The 23,550-nt window shown below is 63.7% G+C and carries 20 protein-coding genes; 4 read left to right on the forward strand and 16 right to left on the reverse strand.

The window, feature by feature from the left end; genetic code table 11:
• Position 1: 1 nt before the first annotated feature.
• The 11 genes from nuoJ to Q7C30_RS20150 all read right to left on the reverse strand — a co-directional run bounded on the left by nuoJ (position 2) and on the right by Q7C30_RS20150 (position 12,823).
• A complete protein-coding gene (gene nuoJ / locus Q7C30_RS20100; RefSeq protein ID WP_039578378.1) occupies positions 2 to 502 on the reverse strand; it encodes an NADH-quinone oxidoreductase subunit J in 501 nt (166 codons plus the stop codon).
• 10 nt (positions 503 to 512) lie between these two features.
• Positions 513 to 1,061: an NADH-quinone oxidoreductase subunit NuoI gene (gene nuoI / locus Q7C30_RS20105; RefSeq protein ID WP_016488223.1), complete on the reverse strand. Its 549-nt coding sequence runs from the start codon at positions 1,059 to 1,061 to the stop codon at positions 513 to 515.
• A gap of 11 nt (positions 1,062 to 1,072) precedes the next feature.
• Positions 1,073 to 2,080, reverse strand: a complete 1,008-nt coding sequence (gene nuoH / locus Q7C30_RS20110; protein WP_029614116.1) for an NADH-quinone oxidoreductase subunit NuoH — start codon at positions 2,078 to 2,080, stop codon at positions 1,073 to 1,075.
• Positions 2,077 to 4,791, reverse strand: coding sequence for an NADH-quinone oxidoreductase subunit NuoG (gene nuoG / locus Q7C30_RS20115; RefSeq protein ID WP_317872517.1), 2,715 nt, complete (start codon positions 4,789 to 4,791; stop codon positions 2,077 to 2,079). The genes nuoH and nuoG overlap by 4 nt, the downstream gene beginning before the upstream one ends.
• 130 nt (positions 4,792 to 4,921) lie before the next feature.
• Positions 4,922 to 6,286 carry an NADH-quinone oxidoreductase subunit NuoF gene (gene nuoF, locus Q7C30_RS20120; protein ID WP_317872518.1) on the reverse strand — a complete coding sequence of 455 codons (1,365 nt, stop codon included), beginning with the start codon at positions 6,284 to 6,286 and terminating at the stop codon, positions 4,922 to 4,924.
• Positions 6,283 to 6,780, reverse strand: a complete 498-nt coding sequence (nuoE, locus tag Q7C30_RS20125) for an NADH-quinone oxidoreductase subunit NuoE (protein ID WP_029614115.1) — start codon at positions 6,778 to 6,780, stop codon at positions 6,283 to 6,285. The genes nuoF and nuoE overlap by 4 nt, the downstream gene beginning before the upstream one ends.
• Before the next feature lie 2 nt (positions 6,781 to 6,782).
• Positions 6,783 to 8,564: an NADH-quinone oxidoreductase subunit C/D gene (gene nuoC / locus Q7C30_RS20130; protein WP_317872519.1), complete on the reverse strand. Its 1,782-nt coding sequence runs from the start codon at positions 8,562 to 8,564 to the stop codon at positions 6,783 to 6,785.
• Between the two features lie 79 nt (positions 8,565 to 8,643).
• Complete coding sequence (locus tag Q7C30_RS20135) at positions 8,644 to 9,321, reverse strand: NADH-quinone oxidoreductase subunit B (RefSeq protein WP_029614113.1); 678 nt, start codon at positions 9,319 to 9,321, stop codon at positions 8,644 to 8,646.
• A gap of 10 nt (positions 9,322 to 9,331) precedes the next feature.
• Positions 9,332 to 9,745 carry an NADH-quinone oxidoreductase subunit A gene (locus tag Q7C30_RS20140; protein ID WP_029614112.1) on the reverse strand — a complete coding sequence of 138 codons (414 nt, stop codon included), beginning with the start codon at positions 9,743 to 9,745 and terminating at the stop codon, positions 9,332 to 9,334.
• Positions 9,746 to 10,487: 742 nt separating this feature from the next.
• Positions 10,488 to 11,813 (reverse strand): isocitrate lyase, encoded by a 1,326-nt coding sequence (aceA, locus tag Q7C30_RS20145; protein WP_023534769.1) that lies wholly within the window; start codon positions 11,811 to 11,813, stop codon positions 10,488 to 10,490.
• Positions 11,814 to 12,088: 275 nt separating this feature from the next.
• Positions 12,089 to 12,823 carry a secretin N-terminal domain-containing protein gene (locus Q7C30_RS20150; RefSeq protein ID WP_317872520.1) on the reverse strand — a complete coding sequence of 245 codons (735 nt, stop codon included), beginning with the start codon at positions 12,821 to 12,823 and terminating at the stop codon, positions 12,089 to 12,091.
• Positions 12,824 to 13,035: 212 nt separating this feature from the next.
• On the opposite strand from Q7C30_RS20150, the gene Q7C30_RS20155 reads away from it, so the two are divergent.
• Positions 13,036 to 14,478 carry a SulP family inorganic anion transporter gene (locus tag Q7C30_RS20155; RefSeq protein WP_317872521.1) on the forward strand — a complete coding sequence of 481 codons (1,443 nt, stop codon included), beginning with the start codon at positions 13,036 to 13,038 and terminating at the stop codon, positions 14,476 to 14,478.
• Positions 14,479 to 14,499: 21 nt separating this feature from the next.
• Here Q7C30_RS20155 and Q7C30_RS20160 read toward each other — a convergent pair whose 3' ends face one another.
• On the reverse strand, positions 14,500 to 14,928 hold the full coding sequence (locus Q7C30_RS20160) for a hypothetical protein (RefSeq protein WP_317872522.1): 429 nt from the start codon (positions 14,926 to 14,928) through the stop codon (positions 14,500 to 14,502).
• Between the two features lie 156 nt (positions 14,929 to 15,084).
• On the opposite strand from Q7C30_RS20160, the gene Q7C30_RS20165 reads away from it, so the two are divergent.
• A complete protein-coding gene (locus Q7C30_RS20165) occupies positions 15,085 to 15,387 on the forward strand; it encodes a hypothetical protein (protein WP_039578349.1) in 303 nt (100 codons plus the stop codon).
• A 3-nt stretch (positions 15,388 to 15,390) separates the two neighbouring features.
• Here the strand turns inward: Q7C30_RS20165 and Q7C30_RS20170 are convergent, their stop codons facing one another.
• Positions 15,391 to 16,641, reverse strand: a complete 1,251-nt coding sequence (locus tag Q7C30_RS20170; protein ID WP_317872523.1) for an aspartate aminotransferase family protein — start codon at positions 16,639 to 16,641, stop codon at positions 15,391 to 15,393.
• Between the two features lie 125 nt (positions 16,642 to 16,766).
• On the reverse strand, positions 16,767 to 17,663 hold the full coding sequence (gcvA, locus tag Q7C30_RS20175) for a transcriptional regulator GcvA (RefSeq protein ID WP_116888478.1): 897 nt from the start codon (positions 17,661 to 17,663) through the stop codon (positions 16,767 to 16,769).
• 357 nt (positions 17,664 to 18,020) lie between these two features.
• On the opposite strand from gcvA, the gene Q7C30_RS20180 reads away from it, so the two are divergent.
• Entirely contained in the window at positions 18,021 to 19,151 is a 1,131-nt protein-coding gene (locus tag Q7C30_RS20180) for an HPP family protein (protein ID WP_317872524.1), read from the forward strand.
• On the opposite strand, the gene Q7C30_RS20185 is transcribed toward Q7C30_RS20180, so the two are convergent.
• Positions 19,124 to 20,413, reverse strand: coding sequence for a leucine-rich repeat-containing protein kinase family protein (locus tag Q7C30_RS20185; protein ID WP_317872525.1), 1,290 nt, complete (start codon positions 20,411 to 20,413; stop codon positions 19,124 to 19,126). The genes Q7C30_RS20180 and Q7C30_RS20185 overlap by 28 nt on opposite strands.
• 159 nt (positions 20,414 to 20,572) lie before the next feature.
• Here Q7C30_RS20185 and Q7C30_RS20190 point away from each other — a divergent pair, with 159 nt between their 5' ends.
• On the forward strand, positions 20,573 to 22,462 hold the full coding sequence (locus tag Q7C30_RS20190; protein WP_317872526.1) for a propionyl-CoA synthetase: 1,890 nt from the start codon (positions 20,573 to 20,575) through the stop codon (positions 22,460 to 22,462).
• Positions 22,463 to 22,464: 2 nt separating this feature from the next.
• Here Q7C30_RS20190 and zapE read toward each other — a convergent pair whose 3' ends face one another.
• On the reverse strand, positions 22,465 to 23,538 hold the full coding sequence (gene zapE, locus Q7C30_RS20195; protein WP_317872527.1) for a cell division protein ZapE: 1,074 nt from the start codon (positions 23,536 to 23,538) through the stop codon (positions 22,465 to 22,467).
• Between the last annotated feature and the right edge of the window lie 12 nt (positions 23,539 to 23,550).

Raw genomic sequence — 23,550 nt, forward strand, 5'->3', positions numbered from 1 at the left:
TTTACTCCTTCGCCTCGTTGCGGCCCAGGTGGAAGGCGGTGACGGCCGCAGCCAGCAGCAGCATCGAGGCCAGTTCGACCACCAGCAGGTAGGGGCCGAACAGGCTGATGCCGACCTCTTTCGGGGTGATGGTGGTGCCGCTGATGGCGGCGCCGCTAGGTGCCACGAACAGCACGTAGAGCAGTTCCAGCAACAGCAGTGCGGCGAGAATCACCGGCCCCGCCCAGATGCCGGGCTTGAGCCAGCCGCGTTCCTGGGCGACCGAGGCCGGCCCCAGGTTGAGCATCATCACCACGAAGACGAACAGCACCATGATGGCGCCGGCGTAGGCGATCACTTCCAGGGCGCCGGCGAAGGGCGCGCCGAGGGCGAAGAAGATCATGGCTACAGAGATCAGCGAAATGATCAGGTACAGCAAGGCGTGCACGGGGTTGGTCCCAGTCACCACCCGAAGGGTGGAAACCACGGCGATCCCGGATGCGAAGTAGAAAGCGAATTCCATCTTTCTGTCCTTATGGGAGCAAGCTCTTCACGTTGATCGGCTCGGCTTCGTTCTGCGCGGCGCCTTTCGGCTTGCCGGCGATCGCCATGCCCGCAACACGGTAGAAGTTGTAGTCAGGGTTCTTGCCGGGGCCGGAGATCAGCAGATCTTCTTTCTCGTACACCAGGTCCTGACGCTTGAACTCGGCCATTTCGAAATCCGGAGTGAGCTGGATCGCGGTGGTCGGGCACGCTTCTTCACACAAGCCGCAGAAGATACAGCGCGAGAAGTTGATGCGGAAGAATTCCGGGTACCAGCGTCCGTCCTCGGTTTCGGCCTTCTGCAGCGAAATGCAACCGACCGGGCAAGCCACGGCGCACAGGTTGCACGCCACGCAGCGCTCCTCGCCATCCGGGTCGCGGGTCAGGACGATGCGGCCGCGGTAACGCGGCGGCAGGTACACGGGTTCTTCGGGGTACTGCAGGGTGTCGCGCTTGCGGAACCCGTGGGAGAACACCATGGCCAGGCTGCGCAGCTGAGTGCCGGTGCCCTTAACGATGTCGCCGATATACTTGAACATGGGTCAAATCCTCACTGGGCCGCGACGGCTGGCGTGTTGTAGAGCACGATCGCAGCGGTCACCAGCAAATTGATCAGGGTCAGCGGCAGGCAGAACTTCCAGCTGAAGTCCATCACCTGGTCATAGCGGGGGCGCGGGATCGAGGCGCGCAGCAGGATGAACAGCATGATGAAGAAGCCGGTCTTCAGGGCGAACCACAGGAACGACAGTTGCGGCAGGATGCCGAACGGACCGTGCCAGCCACCGAAGAACAAGGTCACCAGCAGCGCCGAGATGAGGATGATGCCGATGTACTCACCGACGAAGAACATGCCCCACTTCATGCCGGCATACTCGATGTGGTAGCCGTCGGCCAGTTCCTGTTCCGCTTCGGGCTGGTCGAATGGGTGACGGTGAGTCACGGCGACGCCAGCGATGAAGAAGGTGCAGAAGCCGAAGAACTGCGGAATGATGAACCACAGGTTCTGCGCCTGGTACTCGACGATATCGCGCATGTTGAACGAGCCCACCTGCACCACCACGCCCATCAGCGCCAGGCCCAGGAACACCTCGTACGACACGGTCTGTGCCGAGGCGCGCAAGCTACCCAGCAGGGCATACTTGTTGTTCGACGACCAGCCGGCGAACAGCACGGCATACACCGACAGACCGGCCATGGCGAAGAAGAACAGCAGGCCGATGTTCAGGTCCGCCACGCCCCAGGTCGGGGTGATCGGGATGACCACGAAGGCGATCAGCAGGGCGCTCATCGCCACCACCGGGGCCAGGGTGAAGATCACGCGGTCGACGAAGGGTGGGTTCCAGTCTTCCTTGAAGAACATCTTCAGCATGTCGGCGGCGATCTGGAACATGCCGAACGGGCCGACACGGTTCGGACCATAGCGGTCCTGCCACCAGCCCAGCAGGCGACGCTCGACGAAGCTGAGCAGTGCACCGCAGACCACCACCGCCAGCAGCACCACGATGGCGCGCAGGACGGCGAGGATCGCATCGATCACTTCGGGGGTGAACCAGCTCATTGTGCTGCCTCCTGCAGACCTTCGACGGGTGCACCGAAGATGGCCGGGGGAATGCCGGCCAGGCCTTTCGGCAGCGCCACCAGGCCTGCGCCCAGTGCTTCATTGATGCGCAGTGGCAGGCGCAGCGAGACGCCGGCCACGTCCAGGCTCAGCAGTGCGCCTTCATTGACGCCCAGGCGGTCGGCTTCGGACTTGGCCAGCGCGACGTAGGCCGCAGGAATGCGCTCCTGTACCGGTGTGGCGCGCGAAGAGTTCTCCTCGCTGCCGAACAGGTGGAAGAACGGTACCGCCGTCCAAGTGCCGCGAGCGGGATTGAACGCGCCTGGGATGGCCTCGAACCAGCTCAGACGATCGCCTTGCGACTCGATCAGGCGCACGCCCGGATCACCGGCACGCAGGTGACCGCCGACTTCGTCCTGGAACTTGTTCCACGCCTGTGGCGAGTTCCAGCCTGGCGACCAGGCGAACGGCACTTGCTGACGCGGTTCGGCCGAGCCCGAGTAGCCTTCCATGGAGAAGGCGAAGGCGGTGTCCTTGTCTTGCGGAGTACGCGGCTCGTGCACGCTGATGTTGGCGCGCATGGCCGTGCGGCCGGAGTAGCGCAGCGGTTCGCGGGCCAGCTTCATGCCCTTGATGCGGAAAGCAGCGCTCGGTGCGGCATCGACGATGCCAGCCAACTGCGGCGCGGCGGCGGCGCAAGCGCTGGTGACATGGTCCAGTTGAGTCCAGTCCACCGGCTTGTCGAGCAGGGTGGCGCGCAGGGCGTGCATCCAGCGCCAGCCTTCATGCACCAGGATGCTGCTGTCCAGGTATTGCGGATCGAACACCTGGAAGAAGCGCTGTGCACGGCCTTCCTGACTCACCAGGGTGCCGTCGCCTTCGGCGAAGGACGCGGCGGGCAGTACCAGGTGGGCACGGTCGGTGGTGGGCGTCTTGGAGTGATCGGCGACGATCACCACTTTGGCGGCAGCCAGGGCTGCGTCGACCTTGGCGGCCGGAACCCGGGCGTACAGGTCGTTTTCCAGGACCACGATGGCGTCGGCCTTGCCGCTGATCACAGCGTCCAGCGCGGCGTCGACGGCGTCGCCACCCATCATCGCCATGCCGAGGCTGTTGGCCTCAGGCACTACCAGGCTCAGCGAACCGTTCTTCTCGCGCAGCTTCAGGGCCTTGGCGATGTTGGCGGCCGCTTCGACCAGCGCAGGGTCGGCCAGTGAAGTACCGGCTATGACCAGCGGGCGCTGGGCGGCGATCAGGGCGTCGGCGATGCGTTGAGCGAGGGCTTGCGCGTCGGCGTCCAGACCCGCGACGGCCGGGGCGCTCGGGTCTATGGCGTGGGCCACGGCAAAGCCCAGGCGGGCGAGGTCGGCGGGCGCAGCGTGAACGCATTCCTCGGCGACGTCATCGAGCTTGGTCTCGGCCAGCGAGGCGATGAACAGCGGGTACAGCGCGTGCTGACCGATGTTCTTCACGGCGGCGTCGAGCCAGGGTTGCACTTTCATGCCCTCGGCCATGGCCTCGGCCTTGCCCTTGGTGGCCTGGCGCACGGCCAGGGCGACGCGGGCGGCGGTCTGGGTCAGGTCTTCACCGAGCACGAACACGGCGTCGTGGTCTTCGATCTCGCGCAGGGTCGGCACCGGCAGCGGGCTGTTGTTCAGCACGTCGAGCACCAGGCGCACGCGGGCCAACTCGCCGGCTTCCATACCCGAATAGAAGTACTCGGCACCGACCAGTTCACGCAGGCCGTAGTTGCTCTCCAGGCTGGCGCGAGGCGAGCCGATGCCGACGATGGTACGACCGCGCAGCAGGTCGGCGGCCTTGTCCAAGGCAGCGTCCAGCGAAAGCTTGGTGCCATCGGCCAGCAGCGGCTGGCGCGGGCGGTCGCTGCGGTTCACGTAGCCGTACCCGAAGCGGCCGCGGTCGCACAGGAAGTACTGGTTGACCGAGCCGTTGAAGCGGTTCTCGATCCGACGCAGTTCGCCGTAGCGCTCGCCGGGGCTGATGTTGCAGCCGCTGGAGCAGCCGTGGCAGATGCTCGGGGCGAACTGCATGTCCCACTTGCGGTTGTAGCGCTCGGAGTGGGTCTTGTCAGTGAATACGCCAGTCGGGCAGACCTCGGTCAGGTTGCCGGAGAACTCGCTTTCCAGCACGCCGTCTTCGACGCGGCCGAAGTAGACGTTGTCGTGAGCGCCGTACACGCCCAGGTCGGTACCACCGGCATAGTCCTTGTAGTAGCGCACGCAGCGATAACAGGCGATGCAGCGGTTCATCTCATGGGCAATGAACGGGCCGAGGTCCTGGTTCTGGTGAGTGCGCTTGGTGAAACGGTAGCGGCGCTCGTTGTGGCCGGTCATGACCGTCATGTCCTGCAGGTGGCAGTGACCGCCTTCCTCGCACACCGGGCAGTCGTGCGGGTGGTTGGTCATCAGCCATTCGACGACGCTGGCGCGAAACGCCTTGGATTCTTCATCCTCGATGGAGATCCAGGTGCCGTCGGAGGCGGGGGTCATGCAGGACATGACGATACGACCACGGGTGTCGTTCTCGTCGGTGTACTGCTTGACCGCGCATTGCCGGCAAGCACCAACGCTACCGAGTGCTGGGTGCCAGCAGAAATAAGGGATGTCGAGGCCGAGCGACAGACAGGCCTGTAACAGGTTGTCTGCACCGTTGACTTCGAGCGTTTTGCCGTCTACGTGGATAGTGGCCATTGTTCAAAGTTCTTCGTTGGCCCGCGTGAGCGAGCGTGGCTAATGGAAATCTGTGCGCCTGCGGCTCGCGTCATACCTGCGCGCGCCTGCAAGGCCGGCGGGTGGCACGGACCACCCGCGTTTCATCTTGTTATGCGCCAACCGTAATCGGCTGGGCCAGGTTCGGGCGCAGGGTGTCGGCAGCGCTTGCTGGCGCGACACCGGCCTCGAACTCGGACCGGAAGTATTTGATGGCACTGCCCAAGGGCTCGACGGCACCCGGTGCGTGAGCACAGAAGGTGCGGCCTGGGCCGAGGAAGTTGACCAGACCCAGCAGGGTCTCGATGTCTTCGGCGCGGCCCTGGCCTTTTTCCAGGGCGCGCAGCATCTTCACGCTCCATGGCAGGCCATCACGGCATGGCGTGCACCAGCCGCACGACTCGCGGGCGAAGAACTCTTCCATGTTGCGCAGCAGCGAGACCATGTTGACGCTGTCGTCCACGGCCATGGCCAGGCCCGTACCCATGCGGGTGCCGACCTTGGCGATGCCGCCTGCGTACATCTGCGCATCGAGGTGCTCGGGGAGCAGGAAGCCAGTACCGGCGCCGCCAGGCTGCCAGCACTTGAGCGTGAAGCCGTCGCGCATGCCGCCGGCGTAGTCCTCGAACAGCTCGCGAGCGGTGACGCCGAACGGCAGTTCCCACAGGCCCGGGTTCTTTACCTTGCCCGAGAAACCCATCAGCTTGGTGCCGTGATCCTCGCTGCCTTCGCGGGCCAGCGACTTGTACCAGTCGTTGCCGTTGGCAACGATGGCGGGCACGTTGCACAGGGTCTCGACGTTGTTCACGCAGGTCGGCTTGCCCCACACGCCGACGGCGGCGGGGAAGGGCGGCTTGGAGCGCGGGTTGGCGCGGCGGCCTTCGAGCGAGTTGATCAGCGCGGTTTCTTCACCGCAGATGTAGCGACCGGCACCGGTGTGCACGAACAACTCGAAGTCAAAGCCGCTGCCCAGAATGTTCTTGCCCAGCAGGCCGGCGGCCTTGGCTTCGGCAATGGCGCGGTTGAGGTTGTTGGCGGCGGTGGTGTATTCGCCACGCAGGAAGATGTAGCCGCGATAAGCCTTCAGGGCGCGGGCGCTGATCAGCATGCCCTCGACCAGCAGATGGGGCTGTTGCTCCATCAGCATGCGGTCCTTCCAAGTGTTGGGCTCCATTTCGTCCGCGTTGCACAGCAGGTAGCGGATGTTCATGGATTCGTCTTTGGGCATCAGGCCCCACTTCACCCCGGTAGGGAAGCCGGCGCCGCCGCGGCCCTTGAGGCCGGAGTCCTTGACGCTCTGCACGATGTCGTCGGCGGACATCTCGGCCAGTGCCTTGCGGGCGGCGGCATAGCCGTTCTTGGCCTGGTACTCGTCGAGCCAGATCGGCTCACCGTCTTCACGCAAGCGCCAGGTCAGCGGATGGGTTTCGGCCGCACGCGCGATGCGGTTGGCCGGGCCGAAGGAAGTGATGGTCATGCGTAGCCCTCCAGCAGTTTGGAAACGCCAGCCGGCTGCACATCGCCGAAGGTGTCGTCGTCGATCATCAGCGCCGGGGCTTTGTCGCAGTTGCCCAGGCAGCACACCGGCAGCAGGGTGAAGCGTCCGTCGGCAGTGGTTTGGCCGAGGCCGATGCCCAGCTCGCTCTGGATCTGGCTGACAACCGATTCATGGCCGCCGATGTAGCAGACCATGCTGTCGCAGACGCGGATGATGTGGCGACCGACCGGTTGACGGAAGATCTGGCTATAGAAGGTGGCGACGCCTTCGACATCGCTGGCCGGGATGCCCAGCACCTCGCCGATGGCGTAGATGGCGCCGTCCGGCACCCAGCCGCGTGCCTTCTGCACGATCTTCAGGGCTTCGATGGACGCCGCGCGCGGGTCTTCGTAGTGGTGCATCTCGTGCTCGATGGCCGAGCGCTCGGTTTCGCTCAGGGCGAAACGGTCGGTTTGGATCAGCGTGCTGTTCATGCTTAGCGGTCCACGTCAGCCATAACGAAGTCGATACTGCCCAGGTACGCAATGAGGTCGGCGACCATGCTGCCCTTGATCACCGAAGGGATCTGCTGCAGGTGCGGGTAGCTCGGCGTACGGATGCGGGTGCGGTAGCTCATGGTGCCGCCATCGCTCGTCAGGTAGTAACTGTTGATGCCCTTGGTCGCCTCGATCATCTGGAACGACTCGTTGGCCGGCATCACCGGGCCCCACGAGACTTGCAGGAAGTGGGTGATCAGGGTTTCGATGTGCTGCAGGGTGCGCTCTTTGGGCGGCGGCGTGGTCAGCGGGTGGTCCGCCTTGTACGGGCCTTCCGGCATGTTGCGCAGGCACTGGTCGATGATGCGGATACTCTGGCGCATTTCCTCGACACGGACCATGCAGCGATCGTAGGCATCGCCATTGTGGGCCAGCGGCACTTCGAACTCGAAGTTCTCGTAGCCGGAGTAGGGGCGGGCTTTGCGCAGGTCGAAGTCGCAACCGGTGGCACGCAGGCCGGCACCGGTGGTGCCCCATTCCAGGGCCTCTTTGGTGTTGTAGGCGGCGACGCCGATGGTACGGCCCTTGAGGATGCTGTTCTGCAGGGCGGCCTTGGTGTATTCGTCCAGGCGCTTGGGCAGCCATTCGACGAAGTCCTTGACCAGCTTGTCCCAGCCGCGCGGCAGGTCGTGGGCGACGCCACCGATGCGGTACCAGGCCGGGTGCAGGCGGAAACCGGTGATCGCCTCGATCACGGTGTAGGCGCGCTGACGGTCGGTGAAGGTGAAGAACACCGGGGTCATGGCGCCGACGTCCTGGATGTAGGTACCCAGGAACAGCAAGTGGCTGGTGATGCGGAAGAACTCGGCCAGCATGATGCGGATGGTGTCGACCTTCTGTGGCACCTGGATGCCGGCCAGCTTCTCGACCGCCAGTACGTAGGGCAGGTTGTTCATCACCCCGCCCAGGTAGTCGATGCGGTCGGTATAGGGGATGAAGCTGTGCCAGGACTGGCGCTCGGCCATTTTCTCGGCACCACGGTGGTGGTAACCGATGTCCGGCACACAGTCGACGATCTCTTCGCCGTCCAATTGAAGGACGATACGGAAGGCACCGTGGGCCGAAGGGTGGTTGGGGCCGAGGTTGAGGAACATGTAGTCCTCGTTGGCGCCCTGGCGTTTCATGCCCCAGGCCTCTGGATTGAAGCGTGCCGACTCTTCTTCGAGCTGCTGCTTGGCCAGGGTCAGGCTGTAGGGGTCGAACTCGGTGGCGCGGGCAGGGTAGTCCTTGCGCAGCGGGTGGCCTTCCCAGGTCGGCGGCATCATGATGCGGCTCAGGTGCGGGTGGCCGGCGAAGTCGATGCCGAACATGTCCCACACTTCGCGCTCGTACCAGTTGGCGTTGGGCCAGATGCCGGTGACCGAAGGCAGGTTCAGGTCACCTTCGCTCAGCGACACCTTGATCATCACGTCGCTGTTACGCTCGACCGACAACAGGTGGTAGAACACGCTGAAATCGGCCGCCGGCAAGCCGCGGCGCTGGGTACGCAGGCGTTCGTCGACACCGTGCAGGTCGTAGAGCATGCTGTACGGTTTGGCGACACCGCGCAGGAAGCTGAGCACCTCTTTGAGCTGGGCGCGCTTGACCCACAGCACGGGCATGCCGGTGCGGGTCTCCTGGGCGACGAATGCTTCGGCGCCAAAACGGTTGTGCAATTCGACGACCACATCCTGGTCGTCTGCCTTGTAGGGCGGAATGAAAAGAGCGTTGTCCGCTGTCATGGTCTCGGTCGCTTTGGGTCAGCGTTAAGAATGAAGCCAGGCCGCCGGCTCCTTGAGGAGCGGGCGGCAGGTCGCTGGATCAGACTTCGTCGGGGCTGCGCAGGTTGGTGACGGCAATGCGCTGCTCACGACGCAGGTCTTTCTGGGCGGGCATCTCGGCACGGTAGATGCCTTGATCACCCACTACCCAGGAAAGCGGGCGTCGTTCCTGGCCGATCGACTCCTGCAGCAGCATCAAGCCCTGCAGGAACGCCTCAGGGCGTGGCGGGCAGCCAGGCACGTAGACGTCCACGGGGAGGAACTTGTCGACCCCCTGAACGACCGAGTAGATGTCATACATGCCGCCGGAGTTGGCGCACGAGCCCATGGAAATGACCCACTTGGGTTCGAGCATCTGCTCGTACAGGCGCTGGATGATCGGCGCCATCTTCACGAAGCAGGTACCGGCGATGACCATGAAGTCGGCCTGACGCGGCGAGGCCCGGATGACTTCGGCGCCGAAGCGGGCGATGTCGTGGGGCGCCGTGAAGGCCGTGGTCATTTCCACGTAGCAGCAGGACAGGCCGAAGTTGTACGGCCACAGGGAATTCTTGCGACCCCAGTTGACCGCGCCACGCAGCACATCTTCGAGTTTCCCCATGTAGATGTTCTTGTGGACCTGGTCTTCGAGCAGTTGGTCGGTGACGGTTTCCCGATCGCCTACCGGGTATTGCTCGTTGGGGGCATCCGGATCGATTCTGGTGAGATTGTATTGCATTGCCAAAGCCTCATTGTTTCAGCTTCGCTTGCCGCTTGCGGCGACTTTCGGGTGCCCAGTCAAGAGCTCCGACGCGCCATAGGTAGACAAGACCTGCCAACAGAATTGCTATGAAAACGAGTGCTTCGACGAATCCGGTCCAGCCGCTTTCGCGGACGGACACAGACCATGCAAAGAGAAAGAGGGCTTCGATATCGAAGATCACGAACAGCATCGCGACCAGATAGAATTTGGCGGAAAGGCGCAGACGGGCGCTGCCGACGGGCAGCATGCCGGATTCGAAGGGTTCGTTCTTGGCGCGACCCCAAGCCTTGCTTCCGAGCAGGCTGGACAGGCCGAGCATGAAGGCGCACAGGCCGACGACACCCAAAAGGAAGATGGCAAAGCCCCAGTTGTGGGCGATGAGTCCTGCCGAATCGGACATGCTTGAAATCCTTATACAGAGACCCAGCTCTGCAGTCTGAAATAAGTAGAGCGGCGACGCGGTGTCGCGGACGCAGTGACCAAATGTCGCAGCTGAATCAATCGCGCTGATTTTATGGGTAAACCCACAGCAAGTAAAATTTCCAGCGCAAAATTATTCGTAGGATTAAGAACAAAAATCTTTCGTAAATCGCTGAAGGCCTTGATTTTAGGGGATTCTGACCCGTTTCGTTAATTATGTTTCCCTTACGCTGTAATGAATCGCGATATCAGTAATGATAATTAATAGCATTTAGCTGAGATGCTGTTTATTCGAAGTTCTGTTGTGCAGCTGACCCCCTTCGCAAATATGTCACTTGCAAATGAGAAAAACTCTCGTTCTAGCAGTTTCCGGCCGCGCGCGTACCGCCCTGGATCAATGTTTCGGCAAAGGAGAGTGGTGCGTGGGAGCGATGAGCTCGGAGAGCCTCGTTGAAGAGGCGGTAGCAGGCGGTCGCGCGGGCATCAACGCGTTGGCTTGGACGAGGCATAAGACGGTCCTTGCTGGCTGTGCTGCCCCAAGCATAGACCTGATTCTGAGTTCTGCCTCGGCATCCGGCTAGAGGCGCGGGCTCGCCTGGTAAAGTTGGTGCCAGGAGAAAAGTTGTCAGTGTTGCCGATGACTGCTGTAGAGGACACGGGTAGAAAAAACGACGAAGCCCGGCGCTTTTGCGAGCGCCGGGCTTCCATCGAGCCATTGACAGTCAGTGGAACTGTTCTTCCTCGGTAGAGCCGGTCAGTGCGGTCACCGACGACGCCCCACCCTGAATCACAGTAGTCATGTCATCGAAGTAACCGGTGCCCACTTCCTGCTGGTGCGCCACGAAGGTGTAGCCCTTGCTGGCGTCGGCGAATTCCTGCTCCTGCAGCTTCACATAGGCGGTCATGTCGTTGCGGGCGTAGTCGTGCGCCAGATTGAACATGCCGTGCCACATGTTGTGGATACCCGCCAGGGTGATGAACTGGTGCTTGTAGCCCATGGCCGACAGCTCGCGCTGGAATTTGGCGATGGTGGCGTCGTCCAGATTCTTCTTCCAGTTGAAGGATGGCGAGCAGTTGTAAGACAGGATCTGGTCCGGGTATTCCTTCTTGATGGCTTCGGCAAAGCGGCGGGCTTCGTCCAGGTCTGGCTTGGCGGTTTCGCACCAGATCAGGTCGGCATACGGCGCGTAGGCCAGGCCGCGGGCGATGGCCTGGTCGAGGCCGGCGCGCACCTTGTAGAAGCCTTCGCGGGTGCGTTCGCCAATGACGAAAGGCTGGTCGTACGGGTCGCAGTCGCTGGTCAGCAGGTCGGCAGCGTTGGCGTCGGTGCGGGCCAGGATGATTGTCGGTACGCCCGATACGTCAGCAGCCAGGCGCGCAGCCACCAGCTTTTGAACAGCTTCCTGGGTAGGCACCAATACTTTGCCGCCCATGTGGCCGCATTTTTTCACCGAGGCCAGCTGGTCTTCGAAGTGAACGCCAGCGGCGCCTGCCTCGATCATGTTCTTCATCAGCTCGTAGGCATTCAACACGCCGCCGAAACCAGCTTCGGCGTCAGCCACGATCGGTGCGAAGTAATCGATGTAGCCTTCGTCGCCTGGATTCTTGCCGGCTTTCCACTGGATCTGGTCGGCACGGCGGAACGAGTTGTTGATGCGCTTGACCACGGTCGGTACCGAGTCGACCGGGTACAGGGATTGGTCAGGGTACATGGACTCAGCGGAGTTGTTGTCGGCAGCCACCTGCCAGCCCGACAGGTAGATGGCCTGGATGCCGGCTTTTACCTGCTGCACGGCCTGGCCGCCGGTGAGGGCGCCCATGCAGTTGACGAAGTCTTTTTCCGGGCGGAAGGACGGGTGGGCCCCTTGGGTGACCAGCTTCCACAGTTTTTCGGCGCCCAGGCGTGCCAGGGTGTGCTCCGGCTGCAGGGAGCCGCGCAGGCGAACGACATCGGCGGCGGTATAGGTACGGGTCACGCCTTTCCAGCGCGGGTTCTCGGCCCAGTCTTTCTCGAGGGCTGCAATTTGCTGTTCGCGTGTCAGTGCCATGGAAATAAACCTCGTCGCATCGATCTTGAAGGTAAGTGTGCTGATGCTCCGGGCGCGCAGTCAGGGGGCGGATGTCCTTTCGATGAAAGCAGCGAAAGCGCGCGGCAAGGCCCTTCTCAGGGCCCCTGATCAGCGGGAGCGGGGCCATCATGCCCCTGGCGAAATTACCCTGTCAAACGTTTTGTAGTGGTTTTCTTATGGCACTACATCTTTGGTCTAATACGACTCCATAGTCACTTTTCAGGCCTTTGGTCGAGGCCTCGAACGGCGTGGGATCAGTCCACAAGATCGACTTTTACCCGAAGGGTCATGTTTTCGCCGCGTTGGGTGCTGTAGGTGAGGGTGGAAGGCGCGGTGTTGGCGTCACTCTGCTGGTTGTACCCCGCCAGATCGATCCATTGGCCCAGCTTGCCGGTGACCGTCGTGTCGGTGCTCTGCACATTCACTACATCCGGACGTTCGTGGCTCATTCGGTCGTTATTGGTGGTGATTTGCAGACGAACCGTTTCACCCGTCACGCTCGGCGTGACATAGAAGCCCTGGGTCACATTGCGGTAGCGGGTATCGCTCTGCACCCGTCCATAGCCGTCGCTGGAGGTGCTGGTGACGGGGATGCTCTTGCCCGTCTGGATCAAGGCAGGCTGGCCTTCGCTGGCCTGGATCTGCTGCAGTCCGCCTTCGCGGTTGCGGGTGCCGTACTGGATGATCTGCGCGTTGCCGCGGGCGTCCTGGTAGTTGCTGTCGTCATTGTCGACGCTGATCAGCAGGCGCCTGGGGGCGGTGTCGAGTTGTTGCAGCAGGCTGCGCAGATCATCGATGCGCTCGGGGCTGGCGTTGACGATCAGCTTGTCTTCGAAGGCGCTCACCGTGCCGTCCTTGCCCAAAAACGACTGGGCGGTGGGCAGCAGTTCGGCGCTGCTGCGGTGCTGCAGGGGCAGCACTTCGGTGGCGGCGCTGGCGCTGAGGCTGGCCGCCAGCAGCAGGGCGGCGACGAGGGGGCGTAGCGGCATGGGGGTGATCTCCACAGATGGAACACACATGATGGCAAATTTGCCTGGATCGTGCCGGGTCTGGATCACAGCGATATGAAAGCAAGGTCACCTGAACGGGAACCACGGTGGCCGTTGCCTGACAAATTCCGTAACATCGCGCCCCTTCCTTTTGTCCCTCCTCCAGCGAGGCCTTGTGGCTTGGCTCTGAGCAGACCTCTCACAGGATTTTCATGAAACCTGCTCGACTTCGCGCCGACGTGCTCGCCGGCCTGACCACCTCATTCGCCCTGGTGCCGGAGTGCATTGCTTTCGCCCTTGTGGCACACCTGAACCCGCTCATGGGCCTGTATGGCGCGTTCATCATCTGTACGCTGACCGCGTTGTTCGGCGGGCGTCCAGGCATGATCTCAGGCGCTGCCGGGTCGATGGCGGTGGTGATCGTCGCCCTGGTGGTGCAGCACGGTGCCCAATACCTGTTGGCGACCGTACTGCTGGGCGGGGTGGTGATGATCCTGTTTGGCATGTTGCGCCTAGGCAAGCTGGTGCGCTTGGTGCCGTATCCGGTCATGCTCGGTTTCGTCAACGGTCTGGCGATCGTCATCGCCATGGCCCAGCTCGAGCACTTCAAGGACGGCGAGCAGTGGCTCAACGGCCTGTCGCTGTACCTGATGGTCGGACTGGTGGCCTTGACCATGCTGGTGGTCTACCTGCTGCCGAAACTCACCCGCGCGGTGCCGCCAGCACTGGTGGCGATCCTGGGCGTGGGCCTGCTGGTCTACCTGTTCGAACTGCCGACCCGCACCCTCGGCGACATGGCGCACATCGCCGGTGGTCTGCCGCAACTGGCCTGGCCGGATGTGCCCTGGAGCCTGGAGACGCTGAAGATCATCGCGCCCTATGCCGTGCTGATGGCCATGGTGGGCCTGCTGGAAACCCTGCTGACCCTCAACCTTACCGACGAAATCACCGAGAGTCGTGGCTTTCCCGACCGCGAATGCGTGGCGTTGGGCGCAGCCAACATGGTCTCGGGGCTGTGCGGCGGCATGGGCGGCTGCGCGATGATCGGTCAGACGGTGATCAACCTCAGCTCCAACGGGCGCGGGCGGCTCTCTGGCGTGGTGGCGGGGGTGATGATCCTGTTGTTCGTGCTGTTCCTGTCGCCGCTGATCGAGCGCATTCCGCTGGCCGCGCTGGTGGGCGTGATGTTCGTGGTCGCCCAGCAGACCTTCGCCTGGGCCTCCCTGCGGGTGTTGCACAAGGTGCCGCTGAGCGACGTGCTGGCGATCGTCGCGGTGACGGTGGTGACGGTGCTTACCGACCTGGCCATGGCCGTGATGTTCGGTATCGTCATCGCTGCGATCAACTTCGCCTGGCAGCATGCCCGCGAGCTGTATGCCGACAGCCATGAGGATGGGGAAGGGGGCAAGCGCTACCAGGTGCACGGCACGCTGTTCTTCGCCTCGACCACGCCGTTTCTCAATCAGTTCGACCCCGCCCAGGATCCGGTCAACGTCACGCTGGACTGCAAGCACCTGAGCTTCGTCGACTATTCGGCGATCGCCGCCTTGCAGACCCTGCGCGAGCGTTACGCCAAGGCGGGCAAGCACCTGCGGGTGGTGCACTTGTCCGATCGCTGCAAGAAGCTGCTCAGGCGGGCGGGCGAGCAGCACTGAACGGGATAGGCTGCAGGCACTTCAGTCGACCTGGGCCTGCAGCATCCAGGCACCTTCGACCTCGCGGGCCAGACCGCTGGCCGGCAGCAGGGCCAGCAGACGCGCATGCAGGGCGGCGTCGGTGAAGGTGCGTACGGTGTCCAGGTCGAGCTGACCGGCCAGTGGCAGCTCATTCTTGGTGTACGACAGCCAAGCCTTCTTCAGCATCTGCAGTACGTCGCTGCCCGCGCTGTTGGCGAAGCGGCGGTGCACCGTGCGATCGTCGAAGGTGAAGGTGTGGCGGTGGCTGAAGCCGCTTTCGTGGCCGTTCAGTTCCAGGCAGCGATGACAGCGGCAAGGGCCGTCAGCGAAGACGTTGCGCAGGTAGGCGTTGAAGTCCACGACAGGTTTGAGGGTCAAGCGTTTGTCGACCTCGAACAGGTCGGCGATCAGGGGTTGTTCGGCGCTCACGGAGTGTCCTCGTCTGGTGGGGCGTGCATCGCCGGGCACCCTAACAGATCAGGCCCTGCAGATCATCTCCCGCTTGGCCCGTCGGTTGGCTAGAGACAAGGGCGAGCGCCTGCCGTACTCTACGCGCCCCTTCACTCGCACCCCGAGGACTCGCGCTTGAGCACCCAGTATCCGTACATCGCCACCGTGACCATCAGCGCTGAAGATCGAGGTGGAGACGCTGAGGCTTCGGAGCATCCCGGCATGCGTGTCGGCCTGGAAGCGGTAACCGAAACCCTCAAGAAAGTGCATTTCGTCGGCACCCTGGCCGCACCCGAGAAGTCCGCCACGCACATCTGCGTCACGCTGGAGAACGGCCTGGTGTACTACGGCCCCATCGTCAACGGCCATGCCGAACTCGAAGGCGGCTGGATCGCGTTCGAATCGGACATGCTCACGCCGCAGGAACTGGGTCTTTAAGCCTCAGTCCAGTTCCGCCAGGCACTGTTCGAGAATCGTCAGGCCCTGTTCGAGCACGTGTGGCTCGATGGTCAGCGGGGCCAGCAGGCGAATGATGTGGCGAGCCTTGCCGCTGGGCATCAATAGCAAGCCGCGCGCCCTTGCGCGTTCCAGCACTTGGGCCAATTGCGCGGGCGCCGGACTGCCGTCCTGATTGACCAGTTCGACGCCGCGCATGGCACCGACGCCAGTCAGTCGTCCCAGATACCGACACAGCCCGACCTGCTGCCAGCGTTGGTAGCGCTGCGCGATGGCCTGGGCCTGTCGTTCACCCCACGTGGCCAGGTTCGTGTCGCTCATCTGCTCCAAGCTGGCCAGTGCCGCCGCGCAGGCGATTGGATTGCCTGAGTAGGTGCCGCCCAGCCCGCCCTTGGGCAAGGCGCCGAGCAGTTCGCGGCGACCCACCACGGCGCCCAGCGGCATGCCGCCGGCGATGCTCTTGGCCAGCAACAGCAGATCCGGCTCGATGCCCAGGCGAGGGAAGTCGAAGCGCTGCCCGGTACGGCCGAATCCCGACTGGATTTCGTCGGCGATCAGCAGGATGCCAAGGCTGTCGCACAGCCGGCGCAGGGCCTGGGCGAACGCTGGGTCGAGGGCGAGAAAGCCGCCTTCGCCCTGAACGGGTTCGAAGATGAATGCCGCCACGTCTTCGACGGCAATTTCCACGCTGAACAGGCGCTCCAGCGCAGCGAGCGCCTGGTCACAGGTGACGCCGGTATCGGCGCTGGGATAAGGCAGGTGGTAGACGGGGCCGGGCAGCTCGCCGACTCGCTGCTTGTAGGGCGCCACTTTGCCGTTCAGGTTCAGGGTGGCCAGGGTGCGACCATGGAAGCCGCCGTCGAAGGCAATCACCGCGCGTTTGCCGGTCGCGCCGCGGGCTACCTTCAAGGCGTTCTCGGCCGCCTCGGCACCGCTGTTGGTGAGCATGCCGGCCAGCGGATAGCTGAGTGGAACGAACGCACTCAAGCGTTCCATCAACGCCAGGTACGGGGCATGGGGCGCGGCGTTGAACGCGTAATGGGTCAGGCGGGCAGCCTGGGCCTGGATCGCTTCGACCACCGCCGGATTGCAGTGGCCCAGGTTGAGCACGCCGATTCCGCCGACGAAATCGATGTAGCGCTTGCCGTCGGTATCCCACACTTCGGCGTTGCAGCCGTGAGAGAGGGTGATGGGATGAACGATGGCGATGGACTGGCTGATACTGTCCTGATTCATGGGCATGCGTAACCTTGTTCGAATGTCGCGTTATCCAAGCGTGACGGGCCACGCCGGGCAAACGAATTATTCGATTGGGGTCATTCCCTCAATTCCTGACCCCGATGTTGTGTGGTTCGCGGCGGTCAAGCCTCTGCTGCCACGCGCTCCTGAATCCACGCCACGAAGGCCCTGACCTTGGGCACTTCGGCAGCGTGTTCGGCATGGGCCATGAAGTGTCGGCCGTTGCTGGGCAGCGGATGATCCCAAGGCACCACCAGCTTGCCTTCTTGCAGTTCTTCGGCCACCAGGTAGCGCGGAATCAGCGCGATGCCGCAGCCGGCGATGGCGGCGCGGATGCACAGGTAGAAGGTGTCGAAGCGCGGGCCGTGATAGCTGTTCTGACTCTCCAGGCCCAGACCCAGGAACCATTCGTGCCAGGCCTCCGGGCGTGAGGCGCATTGCAGTAGGCGGTGCTCGGTCAGTGACTGGGCGCTGTCGAAGCGGTGACTGTGCAGCAGCGTTGGGGCGCATACCGGCACCACTTCCTCGCTGAACAGCTCCAGACAGGTCGCGCCCGGCCAGGTGCCCTGGCCGAAGAAAAACGCGATGTCGGCCTTGGCCTGCACCAGATCGAACGGCTCCAGCTCGTTGCGCACGTCCAGGTGAATGCGCGGGTAGCGTTCGCCGAAGCCTTTGAGGTGCGGTACCAGCCAGCGCGCGCCAAAGGTGGGTTGGGTGGCGATGCGCAGCACCTCGGTCTCGTCGCCGTAGCTGAGGATGTAGCGGCTGGACATGTCGATCTGGGTGAGGATCTTGTTCACTTCGGTGAGGTACAGCGCCCCGGCGGGCGTCAGGTGCAGGCGCCGCCGGATACGCTGGAACAGCGGGTGACAGAGCATGTCCTCGAGCTGCGCCACCTGCTTGCTCACCGCGCTCTGGGTGAGGTGAAGCTCCTGTGCCGCACGGGTGAAACTCAGGTGGCGGGCTGCCGCTTCGAAGCACTGCAGGGCGGTGGTGGAGGGCATCAGGCGTTTGGACATGACGGGCATTTCCAGTGAGGTGAGGTGAAGTTCATTCCGAGGTGGAATCAAGTGCGTCGAAAACCGCGTTTGTCGGCGGGCGTCACTGAAGTAATACTGACCTCCATCAAGGATTACAACTCATTGTCGTGAAAGGGAAAACTCGGACTCGCTGGACCGGATCGATTCAGGCCTTGCTCGGCGATAGGGCGCTCCGAGCGTTCACAGATCAAAAAAACTGCGGCCCAGGCTCACGTTTTTGCGGTAGTCGTGCTGCATGCCAAGCGGCAGAATGGTCCACCTTTGAATCTGCGGCCGGCCTATGCCCGTTGGCTGGGCGCGCTCCCTTGCTTAACCCTCAGGAATCTGTTCGCGCCCATGTCTGTCCCGCCTGCTGAACGTCGTCTGCGTCACCTGTTGCCAGCGCCCTTGAACATTCCGCCCGCTCAGTGGCTGCGCGCTGGCGTCGGCGCACTGGTGGCGCTGTTCCTGGCCGGCTGGCTGTGCAGCCTGGCATACGGCCCCTCTATCGCCCTGCATCTGCTGGGGCCACTGGCGGCTTCGGCAGTACTAGTGTTCGCTGTGCACTCCGGCCCCTTGGCCCAGCCATGGCCAGTGTTGGGCAGTTATGCCGTGGCTGCGCTGCTTGGGCTGCTGCTGCGCGAGGCCCTGGGCGGGCAATTGTGGGTTGCCGCACTGGCGCTGGGCGTGTCGCTGCTATTGATGTGCCCGCTGCGCTGTCTGCATCCGCCGGGCGGCGGGGTGGCCGTCAGTGCGGTGCTGGCCGATCCGGGGTTGGTGTCACTGGGCGATCATCTGCTCGAGCCGGTGATGCTCAACGCCGTGATCCTGGTGATCGTGGCCGTGCTTTACAACCGTCTGACCGGCGTGCGCTATCCCAAAGCTGCGGCGCCGCTCAAAGACCTGCATCACACCCATGATCCGGCGCCTGCCGAGCGCGTCGGTATCAGCCGGGCCGATCTTGATCAGGCCCTGGAAGACCTCGGCGAGTTCGTCGACGTCACCCCTGATGAGCTCGAACGCATCATTCGGGCCACCGAACAGCGCGCGTTGCGGCGTACGGTCGGCGGCCTCACTGCGGCCTCGGTCATGTCGCGGGACGTGCAGGTCGCAGCGCCCGAGACCACGCTGGAGCAGGCATGCGCATTGATGGCTCAGCATCATTTGAAGACGCTGCCTGTGCGCGAAGGCGATCAGGTGGTAGGCGTGGTCGAGCTGGGCGATCTGCTGTCAGCGGTTATGGCGCGTGGACGCTTGGGTTGGCGCGGGATGTTCGGTCGCCGGCCGCTACGCGTGGCTCAAGTGATGAGCCAGCGGCTTGTCAGCGTCGGCAGCGACCATCCGTTGGAAGGCTTGCTGCCCCTGCTCAGCGAGCACGGCGTTCACTGTCTGCTGGTGCTCGATGAGCACAGGCTAGCCGGGGTCATCACCCAGACCGACTTGATCGCCGGGCTCAGGCGTCATCTGCTCAGCCATTGCACGAGCTGAGCAAAGCCTGGCCGAGCGCTGACATCGGGCTGTTGGCAGCGCTGCGCCAGGCTGCGCAGCGATGTGTCGTCCTGGTCGCAGCCGTCGAGCAATTCTTCGATCAGAATACCGAAGGCCCGTACTTCGAGCCGCTCGACGGCTGCCGTCTCGGTGTCCGTGCTAGGCGGATGGAACGAGGCGGCGCCGAAGTCGCCGAGCAGGCAATCACCTTCGGTGTCGCAGAGGATGTTGTGGGCGTACAGGTCGCCGTGGTTGATCCCGCGGGCATGCAGGTGCGCCGATACCGAGGCGATGCCGGCAAGCAGACGGCGCGCGGCGGGTAGCGCCAGTCGCCGCGCGTCGGGATAGCTGTCGCGGGTGCAACTGCCCAGGCTTGGAGGGCCTGCGAGATTGAACCAGTTGGGGTCGATCAACTGCATCACCAGCGCTGGGCGTTGCAGTGGATGATCGTCGATGCGCCCGATCACTCGCACCAACTGACGATGATCGCCTGCGGCCAGGCAGGCGATCATTTCGGCCAGTGGCGAGCCGTCGCTGGTGATTTCGCCTTTGTAGAGCTTCACTGCGACCGGGTCTGGATGCGCATGCCAATGGGCCAGATGGATCAGGCCTGAGGCGCCGCGCCCGAGCTCCTTGCCCAATGCGATGTGTGCCCAGTGGATGCGCGGGCAGCTCGCCTGCACCGCCGGTGCGCGCAGTGCTTGAGGCAGCGGGTTGTCGGCGTAGGCCAGCCAAGCCAGACGAGGCATACGCAGCAGCCAGTCGGGCAGGGCGGTGAGGCGGTTGCTGGCGATGCGCAGCAGCTCCAGTCGTTCGCAGCGCGCCAGGCTATCGGGCAGGGCGGTCAGGCGGTTGCCGGCCAGCATGAGTTTCTGTAGTTGCGAGCAGTCGCCCAATGCCTCGGGAAGGCGCTCCAGCCGGTTATCAGTCAGCACCAGCGCGCGCAGGCTGGCGGGCAAGGCGTGTGCGTCGAGCTGGTGGATACGGTTGCTCTTGAAGCCCACCGTCTCCAGGCGCTCGCAGCGACCGACAGCGCGGGGCACGTGCTCGAAACGGTTTTCCGAGCAGAACAGTACCTTCAGCCGAGTCAGCCGGTGCAAGTCCTCGGGCAGGTCGTGCAGGGCGTTGCCGGTGAGGTTGAGGACTTCGAGGGTGTCGGCCAGTGCGAAGATTTCCCGGGGGAATTCGCTCAGGCCCTGGCACAGGTCCAGGCGGGTAAGGCCGTGAAGGCGGCCGGCTTTGAGGTCTTCGAGGCTGTGCATGCGGGGCGTCTATGAGGCGTTGGACGGCCATTCTAGTGCCCGACCGGGGCATTGCAAATCTGCACAAGGGTTGCGAGCCAAGTCCGATTGCGCCTCGGCCGCGGCGGGCCATACTCAAGGCTGGCCCTTCGATAACAACAAGTAACGGGTTGCGAACCAATGACCTATCAGCACAGCTATGCCCAGTCCATTGCCGACCCCGCCCGCTTCTGGCAGGCCCAGGCCGATTCGCTCGCCTGGTACCGCACGCCCAGCGTCACCTTGCAAACCCATGCCGACGGCACTCAGCGCTGGTTCGCCGACGGCCGCTTGAACAGCAGCTACCTGGCGCTGGATCGACAGATCGAGCTGGGGCGCGGCGAGCAGGTGGCGTTGATCTACGACTCGCCTGTGACGGGTGTCGCCCAGCGCTTCACTTACTCCCAGTTGCGCGATGAGGTGGCGCGTCTGGCGGGGCTGCTGTGTGAGCTGGGGGTGGGCAAGGGCGATGGCGTGATCATCTACATGCCCATGGTGCCGCAGGCGGCCATGGCCATGCTGGCCTGCGCGCGGATCGGTGCGGTGCATTCAGTGGTGTTCGGCGGATTCGCCGCCAATGAACTGGCCCTGCGCATCGATGATGCACGTCCAACGCTGGTGCTCACCGCCTCCTGCGGCCTGGAGTTCGATCGGGTGATCGAATACAAGCCGCTGGTCGATCGGGCCTTGATGCTGGCCCGGCATCAGCCTCGGCACGTGGTGGTGTTGCAGCGAGCTCAGGCCACGGCCGCGCTTGAGCCTGTTCGCGACCTTGACTGGGAGGCAGCCGTCGCTGGCGCGCAATCGGTGGCGCCGGCGGTGCTGGACGCGGGCGATCCGCTGTACATCATGTACACCTCCGGCACCACCGGGAAACCCAAAGGCATCGTGCGCGAGAATGGCGGCAACGCGGTTGCGCTGTGCTACGCCATGCGCCATGTCTACGGCATGCAGGCGGGCGATGTGTGGTGGGGCATTTCCGATGTCGGCTGGGTGGTCGGGCATTCACTGATCGTCTATGGCCCGCTGATGTGCGGGTGCACCACGGTGCTGTACGAAGGAAAGCCGATCCGCACGCCGGACGCGGCGGCCTATTGGCGGATTGTCGAACAGTACCGGGTCAATGGGCTGTTCTGCGCGCCCACGGCCATGCGCGCGATCCGCAAGGAAGACCCGCACGGCGAGGGGGTCCGCAGTCACGACCTGAGTTCGCTGCGCCAGCTGTTCCTGGCTGGGGAGAAACTCGACTCGGCTACGCATGAGTGGCTCGAGCGGGTCACGGGCAAGCCGGTGCACGACCACTGGTGGCAGACCGAGACGGGCTGGCCGGTGACCGCGCCCTGCGTAGGCCTGGAAGGCAGTGCAGCGCGCCCGGGGTCGAGCAATCGTGCGGTGCCGGGCTACCACGTGCAGGTGCTGGACGACGAAGGACGCCCCGTGGCGGCGAACCAGCAAGGCGCCATCGTCATCGCCCTGCCGTTGCCGCCAGGCTGCAGTCAGACGTTATGGGGCGACCATTCGCGCTACGTGCAGGCGTACCTGCAGCGCTACCCCGGCTATTACCACACCGGTGATGGCGGTTATCTGGACGACGAGGGTTTCGTCTACATCATGGGTCGCACCGATGACGTGATCAACGTCTCCGGCCATCGCCTGTCCACCGGTGAGATGGAGGATCTGGTGGCGCAGCATCCAGCCGTCGCCGAGTGTGCCGTGATTGGCGTGCACGACGAGATCAAAGGGCAGGTGCCGCTGGCACTGGTGGTGCTCAAGGACGGGCAGGGCATCGGTGAGCAGCAGGTCCAGGCCGAACTGGTGGCCAGCGTACGCGAGCAGATCGGAGCGTTGGCGTGCTTCCAGCGCGTGCGTGTGGTCAAGCGCCTGCCCAAGACCCGCTCGGGCAAGATCCTGCGGGCTGTGTTGCGCAAGATCGCCGATGGCCAGGACTACGTACCACCGTCGACGCTGGACGATGTGGCGGTGCTGGGTGAAATCGAACAGGTGCTGGCGGGGTTGCCTCGGGCGGGATGAGCCTAGGTGAGTGGGCCGGTCTGCTGCAATTGACCCAGGCGGCTGCGGGTGCGCATCAGGTCGGCGATCGCGCCGCCCAGGCTTTGGTCGAGGCTGTGCTTGGCCAGCACCTGCAGGCGCTTGTCCTGGTCGTACAAGACATCGATCAGGTTGATGAAACGCTGCTGTGCGGCGAGCGAACAGTTCGACAGATCGTCCAGTCCGTCGATGATCCAGTCATCGAAACGCTCAGCCAGGGCCAGGTAGTCGATCACCGCCGTGGGCTGCTCGCACAAGTCGTCGAAGGCGAACATCACCTGTCGGTCTTGGCTATACAGGGCGCGCAGCGGACGCCGGTTGACCTCCAGGAGCTGCGGCTGCACCTCGGGCAGTGCCAGGGCCTGGCGCTGCGCAGCGTCAGCAGGCCAGACGAATCGCCCCTGGGTGAAGCGCTGCTGCTGGCGGTTGGCCGGCAATGTGCGAAAGTCGGTATCGCCGCCCACTTCCAGCACCTGCATGCGCGCGTTGATCAAGCGAATCACCGGCTCGAAACGCTGATGGTACAGCGGATTTGGCAGCAAGCCTTCAGGCGCGTAGTTGGAGGTGAGCAGCAGGAACACGCCGCGCTCGAACAGAGCGCCGAATAGTCGGGTAAGCAGCATTGCGTCGCCGATATCGTGGACGTGGAACTCATCGAAGCACAGCACCTGGCACTCGCCCAGCAGCGCGTCGAGTGTGGCCGCGAGGGCATCGGGCTGGCTGCGGTGCTCATGCATGCCTTGGTGCAGCCGAGCGAAGAAGTCGTGGAAATGCAGGCGCTTCTTGGCCGCGACAGGCGCCGCCTGATAGAACCCATCGAGCAGCCAGCTCTTACCGCGGCCTACCGAACCATGCAGGTAGAGGCTGCGAGCCTTGCCGTGGGCCAGTGCGGCAAGCTCAGTGGCCATGCAGTCGATGACCTGGCGTTGGCTATCGCTTAGACGATAACCGCGAGCCTGGGCCAAAGACGTGAAGTGCGAGATCAGGGTCCGATCGGTATCGGATGTTTGCGGGCGCTGAGCCAGTTGACGCAGCGCAGTGGGCATCCAGGCAGGCAATGTGACGGCTCC

It is taken from the genome of Pseudomonas sp. RAC1, assembly GCF_030658255.1.
GTDB lineage: Bacteria > Pseudomonadota > Gammaproteobacteria > Pseudomonadales > Pseudomonadaceae > Aquipseudomonas > Aquipseudomonas boreofloridensis.

Bases quoted from the DNA above. Each gene is read 5' to 3' on its own strand.
- nuoC (WP_317872519.1), bottom strand. From the start codon at position 8,564: ATGACAGCGGACAACGCTCTTTTCATTCCGCCCTACAAGGCAGACGAC.
- gcvA (WP_116888478.1), bottom strand. From the start codon at position 17,663: ATGTCCAAACGCCTGATGCCCTCCACCACCGCCCTGCAGTGCTTCGAA.
- Q7C30_RS20135 (WP_029614113.1), bottom strand. From the start codon at position 9,321: ATGCAATACAATCTCACCAGAATCGATCCGGATGCCCCCAACGAGCAA.
- Q7C30_RS20155 (WP_317872521.1), top strand. From the start codon at position 13,036: ATGAAACCTGCTCGACTTCGCGCCGACGTGCTCGCCGGCCTGACCACC.
- nuoG (WP_317872517.1), bottom strand. From the start codon at position 4,791: ATGGCCACTATCCACGTAGACGGCAAAACGCTCGAAGTCAACGGTGCA.
- nuoJ (WP_039578378.1), bottom strand. From the start codon at position 502: ATGGAATTCGCTTTCTACTTCGCATCCGGGATCGCCGTGGTTTCCACC.
- nuoI (WP_016488223.1), bottom strand. From the start codon at position 1,061: ATGTTCAAGTATATCGGCGACATCGTTAAGGGCACCGGCACTCAGCTG.
- nuoF (WP_317872518.1), bottom strand. From the start codon at position 6,286: ATGACCATCACTTCCTTCGGCCCGGCCAACCGCATCGCGCGTGCGGCC.
- Q7C30_RS20180 (WP_317872524.1), top strand. From the start codon at position 18,021: ATGTCTGTCCCGCCTGCTGAACGTCGTCTGCGTCACCTGTTGCCAGCG.
- Q7C30_RS20170 (WP_317872523.1), bottom strand. From the start codon at position 16,641: ATGAATCAGGACAGTATCAGCCAGTCCATCGCCATCGTTCATCCCATC.
- nuoE (WP_029614115.1), bottom strand. From the start codon at position 6,780: ATGAACAGCACGCTGATCCAAACCGACCGTTTCGCCCTGAGCGAAACC.
- aceA (WP_023534769.1), bottom strand. From the start codon at position 11,813: ATGGCACTGACACGCGAACAGCAAATTGCAGCCCTCGAGAAAGACTGG.
- Q7C30_RS20185 (WP_317872525.1), bottom strand. From the start codon at position 20,413: ATGCACAGCCTCGAAGACCTCAAAGCCGGCCGCCTTCACGGCCTTACC.
- Q7C30_RS20190 (WP_317872526.1), top strand. From the start codon at position 20,573: ATGACCTATCAGCACAGCTATGCCCAGTCCATTGCCGACCCCGCCCGC.
- Q7C30_RS20150 (WP_317872520.1), bottom strand. From the start codon at position 12,823: ATGCCGCTACGCCCCCTCGTCGCCGCCCTGCTGCTGGCGGCCAGCCTC.
- Q7C30_RS20140 (WP_029614112.1), bottom strand. From the start codon at position 9,745: ATGTCCGATTCGGCAGGACTCATCGCCCACAACTGGGGCTTTGCCATC.
- nuoH (WP_029614116.1), bottom strand. From the start codon at position 2,080: ATGAGCTGGTTCACCCCCGAAGTGATCGATGCGATCCTCGCCGTCCTG.